Here is a 23,462-nt window from a genome sequence, read left to right on the forward strand (position 1 = left end):
AAAAACCTGCGCGTGTGGCGATTCTAGGCATCGAGATCCGCTTCTGCTATCTCGATGTTATTCATCGCTGCCATACAACATCAACTTGCATGGAAATAGGAGGACACACCGGTAACGTCATAGGTGGCGTTGAAAGCAAAATTCGCGGGCAGCTTCGCTAGCAGCATACTCATCAATTTCTCTCCGTCGAGCGCCCTTCTGGTATTCCCCGCATCTCCCGAATTATTTGAGGCGGCGTTCCTAAGGCATTCGGTGGCGGTCAGCGCATTGCGCTCCACCAATTCAGAAAACGGTGGCAGGCCCAAAGCAGCATACGCATGGGAAGCGGGAAAAGCACTCTGTTAAGGATGCTCTGATCTATTGATCATCAAACGGCCATCCAGACGGCCGGTAGAAAATGGCTGCCAAGTTTCGAAAAAAATGAGGTTTGCGATGTTTTCTTGCCGGCCTACCTTGTAGGCGCCTCTGATCAATACCCTTTCTCGCCTCATAGACGTACTTCCCCTGCGTTCGTTAGCAAGGTTCGTCGCACCATCCACAGGTTGGTCAAGGCGAACAGCTCAGCACTTGCGAAGTGTTCTTGAGCAGTCCTTTGAAGCGCACCTTCTGGTAACCAAATTGGCGCTTCACCACGCGAAACGGATGCTCCACCTTGGCCCGGACCGCTGCCTTCATCTGTTCCGTGTGCCTGACGGCATCCTTCAACTCGCCTTCGGGCATCGCCTTGACGCGACCGCGCTTGGCGGCGATGTACCACGTTCGCCCGCGCTTGGGCGCTCGCTTTTCGGCGCCGATGTAGCCGGCGTCGGCGTGGACCGTTTTTTCTTTGCCGTGCAGCAGCTTGTCCACTTCGGTCACGTCACTGACATTGGCCGGCGTCGTGGTCACCGTGTGCACCAGCCCCGATTCCACATCGACACCGATGTGCGCTTTCATGCCGAAGTACCACTGCTGGCCCTTCTTCGTTTGGCGCATGTCTGGGTCGCGCTGCTTGTCGCGGTTCTTGGTCGACGAGGGCGCTTGGATGATCGTGGTATCCACGATCGTGCCCTGACGCAGCAGCAGACCTTTGCCGCTGAGATACGTGTTGACCGCTTCGAGAAGCTTCACCGCCAAACCCTGCTGTTCCAGGAAGCGGCGGAACTTCAGGATCGTCGTCTCGTCAGGAATCGCCTCTTCGTTCAATTCCAACCCCGCAAACCGGCGCATCGACTCGATCTCGTACAGCGCGTCCTCCATGGCCGGATCGCTCAACGCGTACCACTGCTGCATGAAGTGAATCCGCAGCATGGTCGCCGCCGGCATCGGTGGGCGACCGCGACGGCCTGCGGTTGGATAGCTCGGCTCGATGAGGGCCAGAAGCTCGCTCCACGGCACCACCTTGTCCATCTCTCCAAGAAATAGTTCACGACGTGTCGGCTTCTTCTTGGCGTCGAAACTCAACGAGGCAAACGAACGCTGTTTCATCGGGGGTGCACTTCCTGCGGGCTCGTCCCTATGATGCCTCAGACCGGGAATAGATCAGAGCATCCCTAGGGTATCTGAACGGCTCCTGCGATCCGCAGGGAGCTCCGCCAATGCCTCCGGACATTGGTGTGAGGGTCACTCACGACCAGCATCGCGACCTTGTTGATATGTCGCGTCAAAATACAGTGTCAGTCAGCCTACGCTTGAAATTAGGGTTAGGTGACCGTGAGCTGCATCGGGTGATGCCTGATCTCGGATCAACCCAGGCTAGACAAAGGTGTCACGGCGAGACGATTTGGTCGATGCCCACCACGTGATCCGACACGTCCAAATCCACCGACCAAGCTTCGCCGGCCGCGCTGATCGGGTTGGGATACCAACGCCGCTGAGCACAGGGGCTTTACATTCGGGTGCACCGTATTTCGCCACGCGATTCCCACCGACAGTCTCTCGATCGGACGGTCGCCCCATGACTTGACCTGCGATGATGGCAACACCCACCGCAATTATCCAATGACGCATTCTACCTCCCCAACTCCCAACGATGATCTTACTCCGCGCAACCCTCGGCAGAACAAGGCCAATTGTGCAGCCATGAGCTAGTGCACATTTTGCGGATGATCCGCCGTCCCCTTGCAAACCTGCTTTGAGCTTTTGCTTCCGCCTATCTCTATCGCTAGCTGTGGTGATTTCCCCCACCCGTCGCCAGAGCCTCTCAACGGCGGGACGCTGGGCGAAGTGTGGGCGGGTGAGGGGCAGGCGGCGGGCAGCGCTCAGCGCTGCCCGCGGGCTGTCCCACAGCCGTCCATACGGTGGCCGTAGGCCATCGTCCATCGGCCAGTCCGTCCCATATTCATGTACTCATCCGGCAGCGAAGCGCGACGGATACTTAGTCTGTATCTGTAGATGTGTATCCATAAGTGTCTATCTGTATATCCCCCATCTAGCCATCCCATGGCGAGCCATCCCCTCGATTCTGGGGGGATGGATTCTAACCTAGCTACTGCGGATCCTCGAAGGCATGGTGGATCCACTGCCACTTGCCGTTGGGTCGTCGCTGCCGCTCGGCTCGATAGTAGCCATGTGCCTCCAGCTCTCGTCGAGCGCGCACCCACTGGGCCTCGTTAAGACGGAGGGAGCGCTGGATCTGCTCCACGATTATTTCCCAAGGGCTCCCATCTTTTTTTCGGCGTGAGCTGAGATCATGGAGGTGCACTCGGATCAGCCTGGCTAGCGGCGATAACGGACGAGACGGTTCATATTCAGCGATGCCTCGCCGCGGCATGAAAAAACCCGCGCTGCCGCCAGTGTGATACTCAATCCGGGCTTCCCGGAGCTTAGTCATGGCTCACCCTCGCCTTCCTTGGCCGCCCACGGCGGCGTGGAGCTGGGTCGGGCATTTGCTCAACAGGGCGCAGCCCGTCGATGAAGCGATGGATATCCTCGATGCGCACCATGTTTCTCCCGTCGACTTTAACTAGCGGCAGCGGGAATCGACGGCGGGCGATGCGGAGCCCGGCCGCGCGGGCTGGATTGGCGGGTGACGGCAACGCCAAGAATTCGGGTGCATAGAGTGCTTCTGCTGGGGTGACCAAGCGACGCGATTGCGCCGCAGAAACAAAATTGGCTTGCATGATTTTGGCCTCGCTGCGAGAGGCCGCCACGTGGAGCGCGCGCAAAAAAGCCGCCGCGCTTGCGCGCGGCGGCCCTTAAGAAATTCATTTGGCCGATCGGACGGCTAAATGCGCTGTTGCTTTCTAGGGGTTCGCCACGCTGAGCGCAACGAGTTGGCCGCCAGCGAGGCGGCAAGACGGAGATGGATCGTTTCTGTTATGGCCGACCTGGCGGCCAGCACGCGAGCCACGATGGTGCGCGCGCGATCCTTGGTGGTGTGCGCCAAGGTGGCGCAGGCGGTGGCCAAGATGACCAGTGCATCGATTTCCACGCTCCGAACAGCGAGACGATCAGACGGAGCCGGGATGCTCGCTGCAGCTGTTCGCGCAACCAATTTCGCGCCGCGATTAGCAACGTCGCGCAATGCGGCAGGCCGCAGCAGACCGAAAGTCGTGCCAGCGACCGCAATTGCCAGCGTCGCAGAATCTACGCCGAGGCCGTGGCTCACGCGGTACCAGAGTCCCCAGCCCGCAACTAGCAGGAGCGCCAACGCCATCCAACGAAGGGATTCATAGGCCGACTTGGCTTCTGGCCAGCAGAACTCCACCAAGCACGCCACATAGTCTCCATCTTCCGGCCGAAGACGATGGAAATAAAAAGAATCAATGCGGGATGTCGTAGACATAACCCCATTATGTCTATACCTCCATGGAGAAGGCAATTAATAATATTAGCTATAGCTTAATTACTAATTAACTATCGATTCATTCTTTAAATCACGCACCATCCAAATACAAATTAAGCACCATATGCATATTAAGTGCGCACCATATACGCACCAGGTGCGCACCATGTTTTACTTTGAAACGCCATTATCCGATCACGCCTGATGTACATCAAAGGCCCGAACCAGTCAGGCCCATTAGTGTTTCAGCGTAGGGAGGTCACTCCCCCGTCGCCCTTGGGCACGCCGCCCATACCCGCCTTTCCCGCCGCGACAAACATGCTTAACGCAGTCCTGACTGCGGCCCAATAAGGTAAGGCCACCACCGCTGCCACCAGCGGATCCATGTCTTGCTGCACCCCGCCCGTGCCTCCCATGAACTCATCCGCGGCACTGCCCAAGGCCTCAGCTCCTGGCGCCAGCTTTGGCTCCAGAAAAATCACGATGGCGATGATGATGAACAGCATCAGTTTTGCTCATCTGGGTCAGGCCACGGATACCGCTGAAGCTCCGCCCTAACGGCTTCCAAGTCTGCCCAGCTTGGTCCGGGAAAAGGACATTCCCATTTGGTCAGGATGGAATCGGCGGCGGCCGATAAAGCTTCACGGATGTCATCCGGGACGTCTTGCAATGCCAGGTCGTCGATTTGAAAAGTGCTCGCACGTGTCATTTTCCTTCCCCCGTTTCGGTTTTGCGCTGTTGAAAGACCCGTCGCGATGCCACAACGAGTCGGAGCTCTTGCTAAAATCTGTATCCTGAATCGAACTGGACGAAGACCACATCGTCGCCATTCTCTGCCCCGCAGATCACGACCGCGGAAAATTCCTCGTCGAACATCACCCGGTCTTTATTCCACTGCTCCTGAAACGCTAAAAAATCGCGCGCCAAGTCCTGATCCATTTCCTTGACGTCCCGCATGGTGGGCACCTTCACGTGTAATTCAATGCAGACACTGCGCAAGCGGTTCCAAGCCATCGCTTGCCGCTCGCCGTCCGGAGCCCACGTAAACAGGTCGTGGCGGGTGAATGCCCTATACTCAGGTTTCTCATACATGGCTCATCCCCTTGCCTCAGGACCGCCGTCACGGTCGCGCTCCTGCCGCTGCTGCTGTTGGGCTTGCCCTGACGCGTCCGCTCCCACACCTACTTTTGGTCTAGGCATCTTGGTTTTCTCCTTTTCGTGAACTAACTCATCAGGTTTCGATCGACCCTCGTCGGCCTTCATCCGCCACTTTTGGATGAAATCAACGAGCCGGCTTTTTTCCTCTTTCTTCTTCCGCTTCTCGGCATCTTCCTGGCGCCGCCGCACCGCGGCCAGATCGACGCCATCGGCCGGCCGCTGAGCGGCCGACGCGGGCATGTCGTTCACGGCGTCCAGCGCTGGGGCGGTCGCCTGAACCTCGCCGATTTCGGCCCGAACCAACGTCTCCGCTTGTGGCCGCATGGCATCCATCAATTCTTGAGCCCAGCGTGCCGCAGAACTGAGCGCGTGGCGCGCCAGCACCATAGCGCGCTCGCGCACCCGACCGCGTTCACTAATGACACGACCAGCGCGCCGATCCATCTGCGTTGCATTCACGCCAACTTTCGTTTGGGCAAGTCGACCAAATGCCAACGCAGCAGCAAGATCGCCATGCTCAAAAGCATCAGCCTGTTGGGCGGCCAAAGAGCGATGATCGACGCGGGCCGATTGGCCCGCCCGTTCCAGCGCCTGATTGGTGTGTACTTCCCAAGCTTCGCGCCAGCCTTCCAGCATCACGGTGTCGTTCCACTCACGCATCTTTGGTCCGAAAGCGTCAGCATTGAAACCTCGCATGGTCAGCAGAATATGGGCGTGGTGGTTTCGATCATCGCCTTTGCGGTTTGGCGCATGCAAAGCCACATCTGCCACCATGCCGCGCTCCGTGAATTGATCGCGGCAAAAGCCCTCGACCAGCGCGCGGCGTCGGTCGGTGTCCAGCTCGTGAGGCAGCGCCAACAACACCTCTCTACATACCTGAGCGTCCTTTCGCTTCTCGCCCAATTCGACCGCGTTCCACAGTGCGGAACGGTCAGCCGCCCATACGGGCGCGCCGGCTGGCGTGAGAATGAAAGCATCCTTGACGCCACTGCGCCTGGTGTAGTCGTGAGCGACACCCGTGCGCTGGTCCGTCAATTCCACGCCAGCACGGTACGCAGCCGCCGCGGTCGCTGACCGCCCGGAACTGCGTCCGATGACCTGCGCGGAGAAACGGTAGATTGCCACGGCTCTGCTTTGCTCCTGCTCTGGCTTGATGCCGCCGACAGGCGGTCGCGCACGTTGTCCCACAGGGGCAACGTATAAGCGCGCCCTTGCTCGCCTTCGGCGGCTTCGGGCAAGCGAAAACTTGACGCCATGCTGCCACCAGAGATAGTGTAAATGCAAGCATTTAGACGTCTAGCCGGCTAAATGAAATTACATACATATTGCAGATATATCGGAGATACACCATGGACAAACAAAACAATCCGTTGAAGGACAGGATCGACCGGGCCGCCGCCAAACTCGCCACCTTGAAGGCGCAACAACAGGTCCGCGAGGCACAGGAAAAGGCTCGCCACAGTAGTAAGGCACGTGCGACACGAAACAGGGCGCTGGTTCTATGGGGCGTAGCGATGGAGTGCGAGGTACTCGATGACCCCGAGAGGATCGACCTGCTTCGCGCGATTCTGGAAAAGCACTTGAAACGTGAAAACGAGCGCACCGCAGCCCTCGGTTTTCTAGGCACTCTCAAGCTCTCCGCGCCAACCCCGCCCGCGATGGCCAACAACCAAAATAGCAAGAGCCAACAATGAAAAACAGAACTGAATTTTTGATTTCGAAATGTTCGCCGCTGCAGCTCCAACGGTCGCCGCGCGGACCATTACGACACCCAGCGGTCCCGCCGTTCGACCCGAGCACCGGCCCCACGTGCATGCCATAGGCAAGCGCCCGTGCCCCCGTCGGCGGCCAACGTTTCTTGCGTTTGCAAACGCGTGTTGCGCATAGGTCTTGAGCTACGGATTGCCAGGTCATTAAACAGTCGTGGGCAATCCCGTTGAACACCCGATTGAAGGCCACATGTCGCCCCAGAGCGTACCCCGATGAGCGCTGGATGCTTGGAACTCCAAGGCAGATCGATCCCTGAAGTCAGGGTACTTAGATCGCCCCAAGTCTCCTTTACTATGATGGACATCAATCCAAGGGCGAATGGACCAACGAACACAGATGGATATCGACGACAGCATCGAAGCCCTTCGGCAACGTTCGCTCGAAGTTGACTGCCCCACCATGGAACTGAAACAACGCAAGGACAACGGCGAGGTCTGCCAAGGCAGCGGCTACATCAAGCAAGGACCCGACGGCCGCCTGACGTACAAACTGTATGTGGGTACCTCGCTCAACAGCGGCCCATTTCGGCAACTGGAAATCTACAGCAAGGTCCGTCCCGGCAAGTTGTTCGAGGACGAGGATTACTACGACCTCACGGCCACCACGATCGAGGGCACCATATGGACAGCGTCGCGGCTCTTTCCTTCGTTCAGCTCCGACGTAGAAGCAAACACCAAGATCTCCTACGGTCAATTGGAGACCATTCGCGCTGAGCTTCCGAACCACAACCGCAACTACTACCAGCGCCTGCACTTTTTCGAGGAGCTTGAACTGCCTCTCCATCTGATGAGTGAGACGGATCGGAACGGGCACAAGTTTTACACCCTGGACCGGTCCGAGTTTGACATTGGCGAGTTGAAGTTCGAAGTCCGTACGCGAAAAGGATCGGGGGACACCGTGATGGAGGTGACCCATGATAACTCTCTGCCCGCGTCATTTTACCTGCGAGCCCAAGAGGCGCTGCAATTCCTCACCGGCAAGACCGTCGCATGGCGCGCACGGGTCGAAGTCAGCCCAGATGCATTTGTGCTTGAACTCACTTCCCCGTTTCGAAAAGCACGTAAGACGTCGTTGAAACCTCCCATCTCTCAGGGGGCCGCGGAATTCCGCGCGCACGGGTGGAGACTGTTCGGTTGCTTCCTGGCCTATGTGACCGCTCAAACGCACGGCACGCAATGGAATCCCATCGCCTATCACCTCCACAACGCACGGGAATCCACGGCGAACTCAATTGACGCGGGCGCCGTTGGTGTCAGCGTGACGCTCGAAGCCATCGTGAGTTTGGCCGCTACAAAACATGAGGAGGACGTGCTCGAACGCATCGAAGCGTTTCAGAAGCACATGCACGATCACCTGTCCCAGCAGACAGAATTCTCCGGCCTCACGACGCGGCTGGACGTCATGCTTGCCCAGTGGTCTAAGAAGCGCCCCCAAGACACACTGCATGAACTCGCCGAACGAGGGTTCATTCAGAAGGACTACATCAAGTCGTGGACCGATCTGCGCAACCGACACGTTCACCCCACCCTGGCTGATTTGGAACCACCCAGCCCAGCCACCTATCAACGTGTTCTGAACAACGCCTACCGCGTCGAAGTACTGATCTATCAGATCATCTTCCATCTTCTCGGATATAAAGGCCCGTTTACGGACTACGGTGCCGAGAGCTTCCCCATCAAGAATTATCCGGTGGCTGTCGCTTAGCCCTTGCCTCGAAGGATCGCCTTTTTTTACGGCCAGCGCATGAAGCTCTCCTACAGCCGAAATAGCTTGTCATCCTGAGCCAGTTCGAGAATCGTATTTTCCTCAAGAAACGTCTCGCTGATCCCAGGAAGCTTGTCTCGGATTGCAGCAAGTACCAGCTGGCCATCTAGACCGTTGGCTGTCGTCAGCAGCTCCGATAGCTGATTTCCATGGATTGCCTCCACGCCATCGTGGCAAACAAAGGTCGGAAAGTTGATTCTGGCTGCATGCAGGAACTTGATATAAGCGATATCAAAGGCTGCCGTTTGTGAGACCTTCTTGCCCGCACCGACGTTCGCACCAACGGAGGTCAAAGAAAAGACTATCGAGCCGTTCTTGGACTCATCGAAGGTCAGCAAATATTGCTCGCCATACAAATCTTTCGAAAGGGACGAGAAAAACTCATTGAATAATGACACGCGCTGCGTCAGCTGCGCCTTCCCTTCCTCCACGGTCTCCCGTGTCGCATTGAGCTTGCTGTCAATGTGTTCCAGAGAGGCTCGAAGCGATTGAATTGCGCTCAGGCTTTCCTCAAGGCCGCCCACCTGCTTAAGCTTTTCATGTAGATCCGCTCGAGCCTCAAGTGCAATCTCGAAAGCTCGCGTTTGACGCAGCGCCGTTACCAAGCCTTCCTCTTCTACCTGAAGGCGTGCAAGGTCTTGGTGGGCGATCGCAGCTTTCTCGTTCAACTCATCCAACTGCTGCTGAAGAAAACGCTCCTTCCGTCCGCGCAAATTCGCCACAAAATTGGAGAGATCTTCCCAATCGTGCTGAAGCTTTTCGTGATATTTGCCAGCCTCTGAGTAAATTGATTTGACTGCGACGTAGTCGATGTTGTTGTAGTCATGCTTCAAACTGGCTATAGCCAAACTGATCGAGGCAATTTCCCCCTCGATCCTTCCCAAAGCGCTTCCCACGTCCGAGGCCCGTGCGCGGATCTCAGAAACAGAATTGGCCGCAGCAGCGATCTCTGGAACTTCACCACGGAGCTGGATTGAGGCCTGAGCCTCGTCGATTTCGCGCCGCAGGTGAAGCAAGAGCTGTTCGATCTCCCCTTCTTTCCGCTGACGAGTTGCCCCAAGTAGATCTCGCGCGACAACGCTACGCCTGCTACTGAGAGCAGCTCTTTCCTCCAAGACACCAACATTGAAGAATCCAAAGAGAAAGAGGTGTACCGCCTCATACTCCACCTCTTTGCCAAAGGACCCGAGGAACTTCAACGTCTTGCTCATCACGGCGCTCGAAGACCTAACGAACTTCGGCGCCAGTTGGCGCATGCTGGGTTTTTTCGCTTTCGTGCCAAAAAGAATGTTTTTTACTTCGTCACGGTATGCGGTAATCGAGTCTTGCGGAACATCGTCGATGTAGAGCAGGCCGGTGCCCTTCTGCGCCTTCACTTTGAATGAACGACGGAACGAATGGATGCCCCGGAATTTGTCGGAAATCGTCAGGGTGATGAAGACGGCAGGCGTCCCATGAAGCAGGTCGAAGACATCCTGATTGACGCTACCTCTGAACTCGGAGTCCTGCCATATTTCGTCGCCGTCCGATCCTAAACAAAAATCGATAAGGCGAATGGCCGTTGTCTTGCCAACATTGTTGCCACTCTGTTGGCCGGGAACAGTCGGTTTGTCGAGAATGAGGTTTAGCCCATCTTTGAAGGTGATTTCGCGCAACAATTGGTTTGCGCGCTCGATGCTGAGTGAGACTAGCTGCATTTTTGGATTGCTCCAGTCTCATCAAGGTTCACCGCGTCGATGAGGTACAGCCACGCCGCCGCAGCTACCGCCTGCGTCGGCGAGATCGCGCGCTTAGTGAGCAGCCCCATTCGTTCCTGTAGGCTCAGAAGGTCGAGCTTGCCCTCAGGCGCTTCGCTAAGGGCTTTCAAGGCCATAGCGCCAAGGTAGTAACCGCAATTCCAGGGACTCTGTTCACGAGGCAAGAGCATCGACCGGCCTCTCTAGAACTTCGCATTCAATCACTGCGTCGGCAACGATTAAGCAGACCGCCAAGTGCGCGGTCTCTTGCATCACGTGGGCTGCGCCTCCAGTTGAGAAATCAGCAAGGAGAGCGGCAACCACCTCTATAACGAGAGGAACAGCATGGCTCCTGGCGAAGTCGTGTGCCTGCGCATGCTTGATGCCATGGGCCGCGCACAGCTTGTGCAGCTGCTCCGTATAAGCCACTGCCGCGCGGCGGCGGACCAAGCGACGCGCGTCGTCGTTGCGCTGCTCAACACCCCGATAAGTTGCCTCGAGCACGTTTGAGTACTTCGAGTAGTCGGTAATGATGTAATGCGCCGGCGGAAAGTCATTGTAAGCCAGCTTGACGCTGACCTCGGGCGGCAACGATCGCTGGGGCCCAGTATTGTATGCGGACAAATCTTCCGAGAATCGCGCGACCACGTTAGACAGGTACGACGGCAGTTCTCGGGCGATCTGCCGCTCGACCAAGATGACGCTTTGCGCGTTGACGTTGTTGATCGAGCCATAGTTGGCCCCGGCGACGGCAACACTTCCCGTACTAGCCGTCACCGATGCTTCCAGCAGCGGCGGCGCGCTCTTGGTAAGTTTGGTCACGGCCGGCAGCAACGCCGACAAGACCCTGCCGACGTTGGGCTCGTCCTTGTCCTGGGTCATATTGCAGCCATGTGCCAAGCGTGCCAGAGGGTGACCGCGATGCCAACTAGTTCCACTCCGATGGCCAAGTAGGTTAGTGAGTGCGAGCCATGCGCCGCTGGAGATGGTGTGCCGACGTTTACATTCGTGATCGATCCCGTGTTCTTGCCACCGACTGCGATAGAACCGCCGCTTGCCTCAACTCGCACTATCTTGGACTTCGAGCGGCCGACGAAGAAAAGCGCGATGCCCAATCCCATCAAGGTTAGGCCTACATAGAGTTCCACTGATGATCCCCCGAATTATTGGTGCAGCAGCCTGCCGCGCATCAAAACCGATCCGACTTCTGCAAAGATCCCTCGCCGCGATGTAGCGGCGGAAGGCGATGGAATCGCGTGCACTCTAGATTGCTCCGGGCGGTACGCTGGCGGCAGTGCAGTCAAGATCGCGATACCATTCCGATTCTACCGCCATCAGCCTCGGCATGCCGAGAGTGACGCAACCGGCGCAGGTGACCAGATCCAACCGGCACGCTGTTCATTCGCTACCCGCATCTTCACTCTCACCCGAGTTTCTTGGCGAGATCGGTTGCGCGCGGATGGTAGTAACGCTGCAGCATGCGCAGGTCACGGTGACCAGTGACTGCAGCCAGATCGAGAGGATTCGGTAATTTCTTGGCGATGCGCGAGGTCGCTTCATGCCGTTGATCATGGATTCGCAGATCCGTGATGCCGGCGCGCGCGGTCGCGCGGCGCCACGCTAGCTTCACGGCATTGGCCGACACGGGGAACACGCGCGGCTCATCCTCGATGCGCGGTAAGCCCTTGAGCAACCTAACAGCACGCTTCGACAGCGGCACCGTGCGCGAGTCACCATTCTTGGTGTCCGCGAGGAACGCCGTTTGCTCACCCAGGTCAACGTCCCCCCAGCACAGGCCAACAATCTCACTCAAGCGCATCGCGGTCTCAATGGCGAACTGAATCACCGGCTTGATCCAGATGTTTCGCGTGCCAACCCGGTAATTGCCCGCGCGCTTCGCGCCCTTCGTCGGCGCCGCATGATCGCCCAGCGCTTGCATCAAGCGCGTCTCCTCGTCCCCTTCAAGTCGTCGATCGCGCGCCTTCCCCGCGGGCGGCAAGCGGATCGTGGAAACAGGATTCTCCGGCATCGCGATTAACAAATCCTTGCGCGCCCACGTCATGACGCTGCCCAGAGTCTGCAGCTCACGCCGCACCGTGGCCGACGACACCGTGCGTAGACGCTCATCGCGCCAAGCTGTCAGCGCTTCCGGCGTCAGGCCGGCCAGCCGCAGGTGGCCGAGGTCGTCCACGAAACGTGCGAGGTGATAGTGCATCACCGTGGCTGATTTCAGCGTCGATGCAACCTCGCGCTCATAGCGCGTCAACAGATCATGCAGCGACGTTTTCTCGGCGGCCGTGTAGTCACGCTGTACGCGGTGATGAACTGCGCTCTCTTCCTTCGCTGCCCACGCCTGGGCCTCGGCTTTTGTATCGAAATTGGCGGACGTTGACCGGCCACCAACCAACCGAACGCGCACCCGCCATGTGCTGCTTGCTGTTCGCGTGATCGAAGCCATAACTTCCTCACAACTGTCCCGAAAGTGTCCCAATTATGGGCTCTAGGGGCGATTTATGGGTGAGTTTACCGCACAAACCTCCATGTTATGCGGTTTTTATTTTTGCGTAATTTAGCCTTCGGGACGTAGAAGTCGCAGGTTCGAATCCTGTCTCCCCGACCAAATTCGATGATCAAGCCGGCCTAGCGCCGGCTTTTTTGTGGCTGCATTTTGTGTGTTGGCCGACTTACTCAGCCGTGGCTGGGCCGATTGTGGTGTGGATACGCGTGACCTTGTTGGCTGGAAAGCCGCCCTCTTTGGCATATTCGCGGACGATGGCTCTGGATTCCACTATGGATGACGGAGGTTTGTCTTGAAAACGCCAGCTCCGCGACACAACCAAAATTTGGAAAATGACAACTCGGCCTCGCGAACCTACTCACCCGGCCGTTATGGAAAAGCTGCAGTGCAGCGCTAAGTCATCGCTCGCAGCGGAAGGCCAGCAAGGCTAACGTGAGTTGCTACGGCATCAACGCCAGCAGCTGATCGAGTTCACGTTCATCAAAACCCGCCTCGCGACGCGCCGGCAGGTTGAACGGGCCACGGAGGCTCACGCCCATGTACTCGTGCAGCAATTCGAAGAAGGTATCGATCGGATCGAGTCCGTCGCGTTCGCAACAGTAGCGATACCAACGGGTACCTGCGGCGACGTGGGCCACTTCCTCGCGCAGGATCACTTCGAGTATCGCCACTGTGCGCGTATCACCAAGATGGCGCAGCCGTTCGATCATGCCGGGCGTGACATCCAACCCGCGTGCTTCCAACACGCGCGGCACCAGCGCCATGCGGGCGGTGTCGTGATCGGCGGTTTTCTCGGCCATTGCCCACAAGCCATCGTGTGCATCGAAATCACCGTAGATGTGACCCATCTCGGTGAGGCGAGCAGAGAGCATGGCGAAGTGCCGCGCCTCGTCGTTCGCGCAGCTGGCCCAGTCACGGTAGTACTCGTCGGGCTTGCCGCGAAAGCGGTAGACCGCATCCCATGCCAGATTGATGGCGTTGAATTCGATATGCGCCACAGCATGCACCAGCGCCGCACGCCCCTCGGCGCTGCCGAGTCCACGTTGCGGCACCTGTCGTGCATTGACCAGCAACGGTTTAGCCGGGCGGCCGGGCGCACCGATGGGTTCCGGCGGCGGTGATGATGGCTCGGCGCGCAGTTCACCTGCCAGAAGCGACTCCCAGGTCTCACGCGTCAGACGGAGCTTTTCAGCCGGATCGGTCGCATCGAGGCAACGTTTGGCGGCGGCGTGGAGATCGGTCATTGAGTTTCAGCCGAGACGTGCCACCTCGCTTCCCCCCAAGCGGAGGGGGAAGCAGAGGCGTCAGGCGATGCGGCGAGCAGCCTTGGCGTCGTCCGAGCGCAGCATCTGGATCTGCTCCAGATAGCGATCGTCCAAACCGGTGACGTATTCGCCGGAGAAACAGGAGGTATCGAAGTGCTGAAGTTCTTCGTTGCCGTCCTGCACCGCCCAGATCAAATCATCGAGGCTCTGGTAGATCAGCCAGTCAGCACCGAGCGTCGTCTCCACTTCTTTCTCGGTGCGGCCAGCAGCGACCAGTTCGGAGACGGACGGCATGTCGATGCCATACACGTTGGGATAACGCACCGGCGGCGCGGCCGAGGCGAAGTAGACGTTCTTGGCACCGGCGTCGCGGGCCATCTGGATGATCTGCTTGGAGGTAGTGCCGCGCACGATCGAGTCATCGACCAGCAGCACGTTCTTCTTGCGGAACTCCAGATCGATCGCGTTGAGCTTGCGGCGAACCGATTTCACCCGCTCACCCTGCCCCGGCATGATGAAGGTGCGGCCGATGTAGCGGTTCTTGACGAAGCCCTCGCGGAACGGCACGCCCAATGCGCCAGCCAGTGCGCTGGCGGCGGTGCGTGCGGTGTCGGGGATCGGGATCACCGCGTCGATGCCATGATCGGGCCGCTCGCGCATGATCTTTTCAGCCAGCTTCTCGCCCATGCGCAACCGCGCCTTGTAGACCGACACGTCTTCGATCATCGAGTCGGGGCGGGCCAGATAGACGTACTCGAAAATGCACGGCGCGTGCACCGCACCTTCGGAGCAGCGGCGCGAATAAAGCTGACCAGCGTCGGTGATGATGATCGCCTCGCCCGGCAGGATGTCGCGAACGCGCTTGAAGCCCAGCACGTCGAACGCTACTGATTCGGAAGCCACCGCGTACTCTGTGCCTACCGCGGTCACACGCTCGCCCAGCACCAGCGGACGGATGCCGTGCGGGTCGCGGAATGCCACCAGTCCATAGCCCAGCACCAGCGCCACGCAGGCATAACCGCCGCTGGCGCGCGCGTGCACGCCGGCAACCGCCTTGAAGATGTGATCCGGCGTCAACTGCATCCGGTCCTGGATCTGCAGCTCGTGCGCCAGCACGTTCAACAGCACTTCGGAATCCGAGTCGGTGTTGATGTGCCGACGATCGTCTTCGAACATTTCGCGGCGCAGCGATTCGGTGTTGACCAGATTGCCGTTGTGCACGAAAGCAATGCCATACGGCGAGTTGACGTAGAACGGCTGCGCCTCCGCCGAACCTTCCGAGCCGGCGGTCGGATAACGACAGTGGCCGATACCGATGCGGCCCCGCAACTCGCTCATTGATGCCTGGCCGAACACATCGCGTACCAGCCCGTTGCCCTTGTGCAATCGCAAACGCGCACCGTCCACGGTGGCGATGCCCGCCGCATCCTGACCGCGATGCTGCAGCACGGTCAGCCCGTCATACAGGGCCGACGCGACTTCGGTGGTACCGACAATACCGATGATTCCGCACATGGTCGTAGCCTGCTTCAGTTATTCGTAGGGGGTGTGGCCACGCTCGTCGCGGGGGCCGGTGACGCTGTGCGTGATGCCGCAGGTGTAAACGGCGAGCCGAACATGGGGACGCGCGGCAGTGTAGACAAGTTGGGCATATGGTTAAGCATGTCCGACGGATGGATCTTCTCGAGCAAGGCCTCTGGATGAACCTGATTGCGTACGCTGGCCGGTATGCTTGTGGGAACCTCCTGCCCCAGCCAGGACGCCAGGCCTTGAAACTGAGGTGCCAGCGTCGATTCACGCCACCACGATTCCTTCGTGAAACCGGTAAGACCGACCAGAAACACCAACACCGCCACAATCAGCACACCGCGCACAAAGCCGAACACCGTGCCGAACATACGGTCGACGCCCGACAAGCCGCTGCTCCAGATCAACCGCCTGATCGTGAAACGTATGATCGCTCCCAGTATCAGCACCAGAACAAAGCAGATGCCGTAGCTGACGAAAGTTCGCAACGGCACCGACGTAATCGCATGCGCCAGCTGCGCGGATACAATCGGGCCGAACGCCCACGTCGCCCAGAACGCGACCACCCAGATCACCAACGACAGCACTTCGGCAACCAATCCACGGAACAGACCGATCAGAACCGATAGGGCCAGTACGCCGAGAATGATGCAGTCGGTCCAGTTCATCCGTTCACCTGCGCTGCTGACGCGTTATTTGAGTAGCACGACCTGACCGACACCGTGACACGTGCAGTTGTGACACGCGTAGTCAGGACACCGGAACGATATTGCCGGCAACACCCAGCTTGGCCTTGATCTGATCGCGAATACGCTCCGCATCGGCACGTTGCGTCTGCGGACCGGCGCGGACGCGCCAGAGCTGCTTGCCGCCAGCCTGCACCGAATCCACGAAACCGTCGAAGCCGGCACCACGCAATTTATCGCGCAACGCATTGGCATCACCTTGATTGCTCATCGCCGCCAGCTGCACGGCAAAACCGCCGGCCCTGGATTTCGTCGCTGCAGGAGCAGCTGCCGTAGCGGGAGCTGCAGACACCGGCGTCGAAGCACTCTCTTCACTAGCGTCCTGCTGCAGCCGCGCGGGCACGCCGGGAACCGACTGGGTGATCTTCAGCCGCGCCGCTTCGGCTGCGGCGCGCGTTTCGAAGGGCCCAGCGACCACAACCGTACGCGGCTGACCGCCCTGGGTAATGGGATGACTGCTCACCGGATAACCCAGCGCCTGCACGCGTCGCTGCAAACTGGCCGCACCCGCCGCACTGGCATATGCGCTGAGATTGACCTTGTAGCTGCCGTGACCGCTTGCCGGCGCAGCGTCGATCGGCAGCGTCACTGCGGATGCCTTTGGCGTTCTCTGTACCGCGGTGATCGCGGCAGACGGCTTTGTTGCCGGAACCTTGTTCTGCATCGGGATGACCGGTTCGGCCGAGGTTGCACCCGAACCGGTGGTAACCGTCGTCACCGCAGGCTTTTTGCCCGCTTGCGGATCGGTTTCCACGTCACGCGGACGGTTCGAACCGATATCGACCGTGGCCAGCTGGCCACTCGTTCCCGGCGTCACCGTCGCGGCATTCGGCTGTGCTGAAGACGCCGCACCGACGGCAGCGTCCGGATTCAGGCTCATGGTCTTGGTTTGCAGATCGCGATCGGGTGCTGGCGGGATCGCCAGACTCACGGTCTGGTCACCGCCGGGTGCCGGTGGCTTGCTCGAAAAAAACATCGGCACAAACAGAACCAGCAGTGCTAGCAGGACGGCGGCACCCAGCAGGCGTGTTTTCAAGACTTGGCTCCAAAGCGGCAAACGCGGTACGTAACGCGGTGATTATACCTGCCTGCGTCCCCCACCACGCTCAATCCGGTAACGCCGGTTTATTTGCCGCTTCAGCGATGACAGTGCTGGCCACAAAAAACGAGCCGAATGCAAGGATACGTTCACCCGAATGAGCGGCAGCGCGGGCGGCAGCCAATGCGGTTGCCACGTCGGCATGCACATCGAACGACGCCTGCGGCAAGGTTTTGCCAAGTCGTTCCGCCAGCCAAGCCGCCGTGAGGCCGCGCGGCGTGTCGCGATCCAACCCAGCCAGATGCCAATGATCGATACGCAAACCGAGCGCGGCCATGACGCCGGCCACATCTTTGTCGCTCAACGCACCATACACGGCATGCACGCGGCTGGCGGGGTGCGCATCCAGCCATTCCGCCAGTGCACGGGCCGCCTGCGGATTGTGCCCTACGTCCACGATCACTGCCGGATCGCCACCTAGCGACTGCAGCCGGGCGGGCACGCGAACGGATCGCAGACCAAGGCTCGCCGCAGCGAAAAAATCTTTTGGCGTTATCGATGCATCATCGGCAAACAAAGCGTGCAGCGCAGCGATAGCGGTCGCCGCATTTGCATACTGCACTGGCGCTGCCAGCGCAGGATCAGGCAACGCCATCGCCAAACCGTCGCGATGCTGCCACCGCCAGCCGAGGCCTAGACGCTCCACGGTGAAATCGATTCCCGCGCGCCTTATTTCGGCGCCACTGGTGATCAATGCATCAAGCAAACCGGCAGGTGGATCCGGCTCTCCAACGATAACCGGCCGGCCGGCCCGCGCGATACCCGCTTTCTCGCGGCCGATGCTGTCGCGATCCGATCCCAGCCATTCCATATGGTCGAGATCGACCGTCGTCACGACGGATACGTCGGCATCGATGATATTCACTGCATCCAGCCGACCGCCCAGTCCCACTTCAAGAATGGCCACATCCAGATCAGCGCGGGCAAACAGATCCAGCGCTGCCAGTGTGCCGAATTCGAAATAGGTCAACGGGATCTCTTCGTGCATTCCAGCATCGTTGTGGCCCGCACCACATGCGGCCTCGATGCGCTCGAAGGATGCAACCAGCGACGCATCATCGGCATTGACGCCGTTGATCCGCACGCGCTCGTTGTACTCGGTCAGATGCGGCGACGTGAAACTACCGACGTGCAACCCAGCCGCCGTCAGCATCGCTTCCAGCAGCGCCACGGTGGAACCCTTGCCGTTGGTGCCGCCAACCGTGATCACCCTACGCGCGGTTGCTGGCGCCCCCATCCTCTCCCACACCGCCCGCACACGATCGAGCCCCAGCTCGATGCTGCGCACGTTGACTTGTTCCTGGTAAGACAACCATTCGGCGAGAGTGCGGGTCATGCAAAGACTTCGTGCGGGAGTATTCGACGGCGTTCGCGCTGCAGCAGCGCATCGCTGATGGACGAATACGAAGTTTAAGGCATTCGCTCAACCAAGCGACTGCGTTCCAGCCTTTGACAGCACGATATCAATGCGTCGATGCACTAACCCGAAGCCCCACATATCGCCAGCCAGTGGTCTGCACCAGGATGCTGGCCGGGACGCGCGGTCCATTCCCTATGCATGGCGGTTGAGACGATACGCGCTGGTCCGTCAAGCCGTCCGTCCTCGCCGCCGCGGAAAGACGATGCGCCATGACGACGGACGTCTTGCCCTGGACCCGATGACGAAAGCGGGAGCCGGCGAAATCCGGCGACGCCGTATAGCAACCGCCAGATCCGCGAAACGGCGATGGCCCGACCCGGTTCGAGAACGATCGAGCCAATGGCAAAAGTCTCCAATACCAGCGACATGCAGTTCCCTGGCCGGAAGCGCTTGATGGAGGTTTTCCTGTGAGTTGTCCGCACGATCACGGTGCGGAAGAATCATCCCATACCGGCCCTGACGAAAATGGGACCGGCTTCCGGCTATTGCCGGTAACGATCGTCACCGAACGATGCGCGAAATCGTTGATCAACAGAAGCCGGACGCAATGTCACCGCGCCGTTGAATGGACCGGACAGCACTCATGCAGCCGTCCGGCATGGCTGTATCAGCCGCTCGGATTGGGATCGTTGGTCACCTGAGGGTCGCAGCTGATACGCACTTGCTTGGTCGTGTCCTGAATCTGCAGAGAGACATTGATCAGCGTGGCCACCTTGTTTGCATGGGTTGTCAGCATGACTCGACCCTTCGACTTGATCGAAGGTTTCTTGCTCAACTGCGGCTCGTAAAGCGAGTCGGACGAGTACAGTCCGGTGAATACAAACTGGGGCCCGACCAGCGGCGACATGACGTACGTGATCGCAGTGTCCTTTGCGGTCACATGAACCGGGTCGGGAGTGCAGGAATAGTGATAGACCCCTGAACCGGTGTTGCCTCCATTGCCCACGTATGAGACCTCTACGATGACCAATACCGCGGAGTCGGCGTCGACGATGCTTTTTTTTGAGGACTTTGCTGACTTGCTTCCTACCTTCGACTTCATTGGACTAGCTCCCTTGCTGCGGTTGATGAAGCGGTGACTGACATGAAGGCATCACGATAGCCCGAAGCGCTGAGACGATCGATGGCGGGCACCGCCTGCTCATCACGATGCAACCGGACAAGAGCGCGTACCCAAGGTTCGAGCATGCGCGGATCGCGGCTGTCGGGAGCAAGCCGTGCCAATAATTCGAGAGCCCTGCTCCAGGACTGCGTGGCGACGTCGATCCGCCTAGCCGCCAGCTCGACGTCGCCACGGACAATCAACGATTGGGCGAACGCTGCGCGATCGACAGGGTTATCGTCAGCCGTTTTACTCGCGATACCCTCAACTATCTGGACCGAACGATCCGCGTGAATACGTGCCTCGGCGAGATGCGCGGTGCCAAGGCAGGCGACGGCCAGATAACGGTAACCAAGCGCGAGCTGCAACTGCCAATCCCGGACCGACGGATCCCGCCGCAATAGCGACTCCATCGTCGCGATCGCCTGGACCAGTATCGCTTGCGCCTGCGCCGGCCGCGACCCGGCAAGCCACAGCCCTCCCATCTCGATCTGCAAGACAGCCAGACTATGTTGCCAAGAACGATTGTCGGGCTGTTTGGCAATGATGTCGACCAGGATGACGCGCGCCGATTCATAGTGCTCCTGCGCCACCGCAAGGTTGCCGGTCAACATCGCCAGACCGGCAATGTGACTGTGTGCATTCGCCAATCGAAACCGCCATACGGCCGCCATGGGATCAGCCACCCGCGCCTTGCTGAGCGCATCAAACTCCTGCTGGTAACTATCCCTGGCAGCAAGCAGCCTGCCGGTATGCAGCAAATTGGATCCGACCCACGAGAGACTGTCGGCGAGCTCCACTGCCACACTGTCGTTGGCTGGCTGTTCCTGCAGCACGCGTCGCTTCAGCTCAATCGACCGGCGGAAATCGGCCAGCGCTTCGTCGTAGTTATTACGGGCGGCGGCCAGGGTTCCCAGATTGTTGTAGGCATAGGACATCTCCAGCCACGCATCCGGATTGCCCGGCTGGATAACGCTACGCTGCAAGGTGGCTACACGATAGCGCTCCCATGCCACTGCCGCGCCCTGCAGGTCGTGCTTGCGAAAATCGATAAGTCCCATCCAGAAATTCGCCTTGCCCAGCTCCGCCAGGATGTCGGCATCTTTCGGTGCCTCGATATGCAGTTGCTGCAATAGGGTCATTGCCTGGGAAAATGCTACCAGTGCCTGTTCGCGGTCGGCGCGTGCCAACCGAATATCGCCGATCTGCATCAGCGCCTTGGCTCGATGCAACGAGCTTTCACGATCCATGTCGGCAGGCTGGGCATGGGTAAGATAGTGCAACGCTTCGGTGCTGACGCTGTCGAGCAGGTCGAGTCGGCCCAGCGGCTGCAGGCGTTCGCTCAGGTTACCCAACATGAAATCGACCAACCCTTCGGCACCGGCACGTCGGCGATCCGCATCCTGCCGGGCGCGGATGGCCATCACGGCGGCGGCAATAGCCATGACGGCGAACACGCTGATCAATGACACGGCCAATACCCGCATGCGCTGCGCAAATCGAGCGTGCCGATCGGAGATGCGGATGAAGGCGATCTCATAGTCGGCCAACGAAACCGCCATATTTTCCAGCAAGGGGAGCGCTTCATCGAGCAAGCGGCCGCTCGGCAACAGAAAATCACGGCGACGAGCCTCATGCTTCCACCGCAAAGCCACCGCTGCCAGTCTCGCCCTTGCCTGCAATGCCGCACGATTTTCATCGATCCAATCGACCACGCGTGGCCAGTGCTGCAACAACGCCTCATGAGCCACCGAAACCATCGGCTGCTCAAACGCCAGCTCGCTCACCAGCAACCGCGCATCGACTAATCGCTGCACTAGCCGCTGGCGGGCCTCGGTGCCCAGAGACGACCAGGCGACTTTCCGGCCGGTGACACCTCCGTCGTCGGCGTGCAGATTGACCAAATGTTGCAACAGCCACGGGAGTGCCGAACGCGCCTCGTTGTCCAACTGCTGAAAAATCGCCTCGGCACGCGTGCCTAGCGCGCCTTCGATGCCACCGATCTCGCGATAAGCTTCGAAACTGAGCACGCCAGCGTCGCTGCGCCGGGCATAGAGTTCCTGCAATGTGTACTGAAGCAGCGGCAGCGCCTCGGGATTGCGCCCCGCCGCATCGCGTATCACGTCGTCGAGCAACTCTTCGGTCTGTGCGTCACGTGCGAATGTCAACGCGGCAGACTGGGCTGGACGACGGATCATCTGGGAAATCTCGCCCAGCGTCACAGGTTTTACGTCGTACAGACCGCTACCCTGCTTGAGTTCGATCAGCACCGGCAATTCGACCACGCGTGGATAAAAATCGTTGCGGCAAGTGGCCATGACCAGCACGTGGCCACAGCGGGCGAATAAGTCCAGAGCACGCACGAACGACGCTTTGTCATGCTCGCTGACCAGAGGATTCGCAAAAAGACCTTCCAGTGCGTCCACGACCAGTGCAAACCGTACACCTGTTGGATAGGTGGTCGACGTGAGCTCCAGCCGTTGCAGTGCCGCTGCCAGACGCCCTACGACAGCCTCGGGATCGGCCTGCAGCTCGATCGCCAGACCCTGAATCTCCGATGACATGAAGACCGGCCGATCGCGCACAGTCCAAGCGGTCATGGCATGTGCCAGCGCTTTGCAGAGACTTTCGCCGATGGGACTCACTTCGGTAACCGAGCAGACGGCAATTCCGTCGAAGCCCCCAGGCTGTGTGAGCAACGGCAACACGCCGGCGCGAATCAACGACGTTTTGCCGCAACCACTCGGTCCGACACACAGTACGAAGGCACAACCGGCATCGATCTGCCGGCGAAGAGACTGCAAAATCTGCGCGGTCGCACTGCTGCGGCCGAAGAACACCGTCGTATACCTGGCATCGAAAGGTTCCAACCCGCGAAACGGTGAACCGTGTCCCCAGGCAGGGTCCGAGCGGGTCACCATGCCCGCAAAATTGTCCGGAAAGACGACCGGCGCCAGGAGCCGGTAGCCGCGCTTGCGGATGGTCGCGATATAAGTCGGTGACCTGACGTTGTCGCCGAGTTGCTTGCGCAGCTCGGTAATCGCTTTGTGAACCGGGTTGTCGCCGTAAAACGTGCCGCGCCAGCATTCGATCAGGAGCTGTTCGGCGCTCACCACGGCCCCGGCTTGTTCGGCCAGATGGACCAGAACATCCATGCTTTTGACGCCGATCTCCACCGAGACCGGGCCACGCTGCAAAACACGCTCCTGCGGTTTCACGATCCATTCGCCCAAACGAAAATGCGCTATGCGTGCTTTATGGCTCCCTATCACGCCGCTTCCCCTGTGGTGCAATCGCAAGCACGAAAACACTTGTTGAGAAGGAACGGCGCCACGGCGAACTCAACCCGATCAACGATCGAATAGCCGCGGCCGGTCTTCCCCCTGACTGGCGATTATAGAGGCGCAGGTGGCGCCGCCGGCACACGCCATACCTATCTCGATGTTCTGGTTGCCCGCGACGCCGGCGGATCGCCCGGGGACCTATGCCTTCGGCCCCCTCGTCTGGACCGGAAGCCCAACCCGCTGCCGCGTATAACAAGCTGTTTCTGAGAAAAATTCTCAGAAAGAAGGTTTCTGGAAGGTTCGGCCG

General features: G+C 59.3%; 19 protein-coding genes. 2 read left to right on the forward strand and 17 right to left on the reverse strand.

Going from position 1 to position 23,462, the window contains the following annotated elements; all coding sequences use genetic code 11:
* Positions 1-487 precede the first annotated feature (487 nt).
* From HDE79_RS15570 to mobQ, 6 genes are all read right to left on the reverse strand, one after another.
* A protein-coding gene (locus tag HDE79_RS15570) for an IS5 family transposase (protein ID WP_184603106.1) occupies positions 488-1,467 on the reverse strand; the annotation gives its coding sequence in 2 pieces (ribosomal slippage) (positions 488-561 and positions 561-1,467; 981 coding nt in all).
* Between the two features lie 1,337 nt (positions 1,468-2,804).
* Positions 2,805-3,101 carry a hypothetical protein gene (locus HDE79_RS21850; protein ID WP_221440201.1) on the reverse strand — a complete coding sequence of 99 codons (297 nt, stop codon included), beginning with the start codon at positions 3,099-3,101 and terminating at the stop codon, positions 2,805-2,807.
* Positions 3,102-3,205: 104 nt separating this feature from the next.
* Positions 3,206-3,589 (reverse strand): hypothetical protein, encoded by a 384-nt coding sequence (locus HDE79_RS15575; RefSeq protein WP_184603108.1) that lies wholly within the window; start codon positions 3,587-3,589, stop codon positions 3,206-3,208.
* 422 nt (positions 3,590-4,011) lie between these two features.
* The gene (locus HDE79_RS15580; protein ID WP_184603109.1) at positions 4,012-4,272 is read right to left on the reverse strand and encodes a hypothetical protein; all 261 of its coding nucleotides are present in this window, start codon (positions 4,270-4,272) and stop codon (positions 4,012-4,014) included.
* Between the two features lie 274 nt (positions 4,273-4,546).
* The gene (locus HDE79_RS15585) at positions 4,547-4,858 is read right to left on the reverse strand and encodes a hypothetical protein (protein WP_184603111.1); all 312 of its coding nucleotides are present in this window, start codon (positions 4,856-4,858) and stop codon (positions 4,547-4,549) included.
* Between the two features lie 3 nt (positions 4,859-4,861).
* A complete protein-coding gene (gene mobQ, locus HDE79_RS15590) occupies positions 4,862-6,049 on the reverse strand; it encodes a MobQ family relaxase (protein WP_221440202.1) in 1,188 nt (395 codons plus the stop codon).
* Positions 6,050-6,273: 224 nt separating this feature from the next.
* On the opposite strand from mobQ, the gene HDE79_RS15595 reads away from it, so the two are divergent.
* On the forward strand, positions 6,274-6,618 hold the full coding sequence (locus tag HDE79_RS15595) for a hypothetical protein (RefSeq protein WP_184603114.1): 345 nt from the start codon (positions 6,274-6,276) through the stop codon (positions 6,616-6,618).
* A 412-nt stretch (positions 6,619-7,030) separates the two neighbouring features.
* Positions 7,031-8,398 carry a hypothetical protein gene (locus HDE79_RS15600; RefSeq protein WP_184603116.1) on the forward strand — a complete coding sequence of 456 codons (1,368 nt, stop codon included), beginning with the start codon at positions 7,031-7,033 and terminating at the stop codon, positions 8,396-8,398.
* Between the two features lie 50 nt (positions 8,399-8,448).
* On the opposite strand, the gene HDE79_RS15605 is transcribed toward HDE79_RS15600, so the two are convergent.
* From HDE79_RS15605 to HDE79_RS15655, 11 genes are all read right to left on the reverse strand, one after another.
* The gene (locus tag HDE79_RS15605) at positions 8,449-10,155 is read right to left on the reverse strand and encodes a DUF2326 domain-containing protein (protein WP_184603118.1); all 1,707 of its coding nucleotides are present in this window, start codon (positions 10,153-10,155) and stop codon (positions 8,449-8,451) included.
* A complete protein-coding gene (locus HDE79_RS15610; protein WP_184603119.1) occupies positions 10,146-10,325 on the reverse strand; it encodes a hypothetical protein in 180 nt (59 codons plus the stop codon). Before HDE79_RS15610 ends, HDE79_RS15605 begins: the two co-directional genes overlap by 10 nt.
* 43 nt (positions 10,326-10,368) lie before the next feature.
* The gene (locus HDE79_RS15615) at positions 10,369-11,076 is read right to left on the reverse strand and encodes a hypothetical protein (protein ID WP_184603121.1); all 708 of its coding nucleotides are present in this window, start codon (positions 11,074-11,076) and stop codon (positions 10,369-10,371) included.
* A gap of 541 nt (positions 11,077-11,617) precedes the next feature.
* Positions 11,618-12,652, reverse strand: coding sequence for a site-specific integrase (locus tag HDE79_RS15620; RefSeq protein WP_184603123.1), 1,035 nt, complete (start codon positions 12,650-12,652; stop codon positions 11,618-11,620).
* A gap of 500 nt (positions 12,653-13,152) precedes the next feature.
* Positions 13,153-13,956 carry a ferritin-like domain-containing protein gene (locus HDE79_RS15625; RefSeq protein WP_184603125.1) on the reverse strand — a complete coding sequence of 268 codons (804 nt, stop codon included), beginning with the start codon at positions 13,954-13,956 and terminating at the stop codon, positions 13,153-13,155.
* Between the two features lie 60 nt (positions 13,957-14,016).
* Positions 14,017-15,492 (reverse strand): amidophosphoribosyltransferase, encoded by a 1,476-nt coding sequence (purF, locus tag HDE79_RS15630; RefSeq protein ID WP_184603127.1) that lies wholly within the window; start codon positions 15,490-15,492, stop codon positions 14,017-14,019.
* A gap of 14 nt (positions 15,493-15,506) precedes the next feature.
* Complete coding sequence (locus HDE79_RS15635) at positions 15,507-16,172, reverse strand: CvpA family protein (protein ID WP_184603129.1); 666 nt, start codon at positions 16,170-16,172, stop codon at positions 15,507-15,509.
* A gap of 82 nt (positions 16,173-16,254) precedes the next feature.
* Positions 16,255-17,286: an SPOR domain-containing protein gene (locus HDE79_RS15640; protein ID WP_184603131.1), complete on the reverse strand. Its 1,032-nt coding sequence runs from the start codon at positions 17,284-17,286 to the stop codon at positions 16,255-16,257.
* A gap of 70 nt (positions 17,287-17,356) precedes the next feature.
* The gene (gene folC / locus HDE79_RS15645) at positions 17,357-18,685 is read right to left on the reverse strand and encodes a bifunctional tetrahydrofolate synthase/dihydrofolate synthase (protein ID WP_184603132.1); all 1,329 of its coding nucleotides are present in this window, start codon (positions 18,683-18,685) and stop codon (positions 17,357-17,359) included.
* Positions 18,686-19,376: 691 nt separating this feature from the next.
* Positions 19,377-19,811 (reverse strand): hypothetical protein, encoded by a 435-nt coding sequence (locus tag HDE79_RS15650; protein ID WP_184603134.1) that lies wholly within the window; start codon positions 19,809-19,811, stop codon positions 19,377-19,379.
* A complete protein-coding gene (locus tag HDE79_RS15655; RefSeq protein WP_184603135.1) occupies positions 19,808-23,089 on the reverse strand; it encodes a winged helix-turn-helix domain-containing protein in 3,282 nt (1,093 codons plus the stop codon). The genes HDE79_RS15650 and HDE79_RS15655 overlap by 4 nt, the downstream gene beginning before the upstream one ends.
* Positions 23,090-23,462 lie beyond the last annotated feature (373 nt).

Source organism: Rhodanobacter sp. MP1X3 (assembly GCF_014207165.1).
GTDB lineage: Bacteria > Pseudomonadota > Gammaproteobacteria > Xanthomonadales > Rhodanobacteraceae > Rhodanobacter.

What these genes read in the sequence shown, in the direction of transcription:
- HDE79_RS15615 (WP_184603121.1), bottom strand. Translation starts at nt 11,076, where the DNA reads ATGACCCAGGACAAGGACGAGCCCAACGTCGGCAGGGTCTTGTCGGCG.
- HDE79_RS15650 (WP_184603134.1), bottom strand. Translation starts at nt 19,811, where the DNA reads ATGAAGTCGAAGGTAGGAAGCAAGTCAGCAAAGTCCTCAAAAAAAAGC.
- HDE79_RS15605 (WP_184603118.1), bottom strand. Translation starts at nt 10,155, where the DNA reads ATGCAGCTAGTCTCACTCAGCATCGAGCGCGCAAACCAATTGTTGCGC.
- HDE79_RS15585 (WP_184603111.1), bottom strand. Translation starts at nt 4,858, where the DNA reads ATGTATGAGAAACCTGAGTATAGGGCATTCACCCGCCACGACCTGTTT.
- HDE79_RS21850 (WP_221440201.1), bottom strand. Translation starts at nt 3,101, where the DNA reads ATGCAAGCCAATTTTGTTTCTGCGGCGCAATCGCGTCGCTTGGTCACC.
- HDE79_RS15595 (WP_184603114.1), top strand. Translation starts at nt 6,274, where the DNA reads ATGGACAAACAAAACAATCCGTTGAAGGACAGGATCGACCGGGCCGCC.
- HDE79_RS15600 (WP_184603116.1), top strand. Translation starts at nt 7,031, where the DNA reads ATGGATATCGACGACAGCATCGAAGCCCTTCGGCAACGTTCGCTCGAA.
- HDE79_RS15635 (WP_184603129.1), bottom strand. Translation starts at nt 16,172, where the DNA reads ATGAACTGGACCGACTGCATCATTCTCGGCGTACTGGCCCTATCGGTT.
- folC (WP_184603132.1), bottom strand. Translation starts at nt 18,685, where the DNA reads ATGACCCGCACTCTCGCCGAATGGTTGTCTTACCAGGAACAAGTCAAC.
- purF (WP_184603127.1), bottom strand. Translation starts at nt 15,492, where the DNA reads ATGTGCGGAATCATCGGTATTGTCGGTACCACCGAAGTCGCGTCGGCC.
- HDE79_RS15625 (WP_184603125.1), bottom strand. Translation starts at nt 13,956, where the DNA reads ATGACCGATCTCCACGCCGCCGCCAAACGTTGCCTCGATGCGACCGAT.
- HDE79_RS15620 (WP_184603123.1), bottom strand. Translation starts at nt 12,652, where the DNA reads ATGGCTTCGATCACGCGAACAGCAAGCAGCACATGGCGGGTGCGCGTT.
- HDE79_RS15580 (WP_184603109.1), bottom strand. Translation starts at nt 4,272, where the DNA reads ATGCTGTTCATCATCATCGCCATCGTGATTTTTCTGGAGCCAAAGCTG.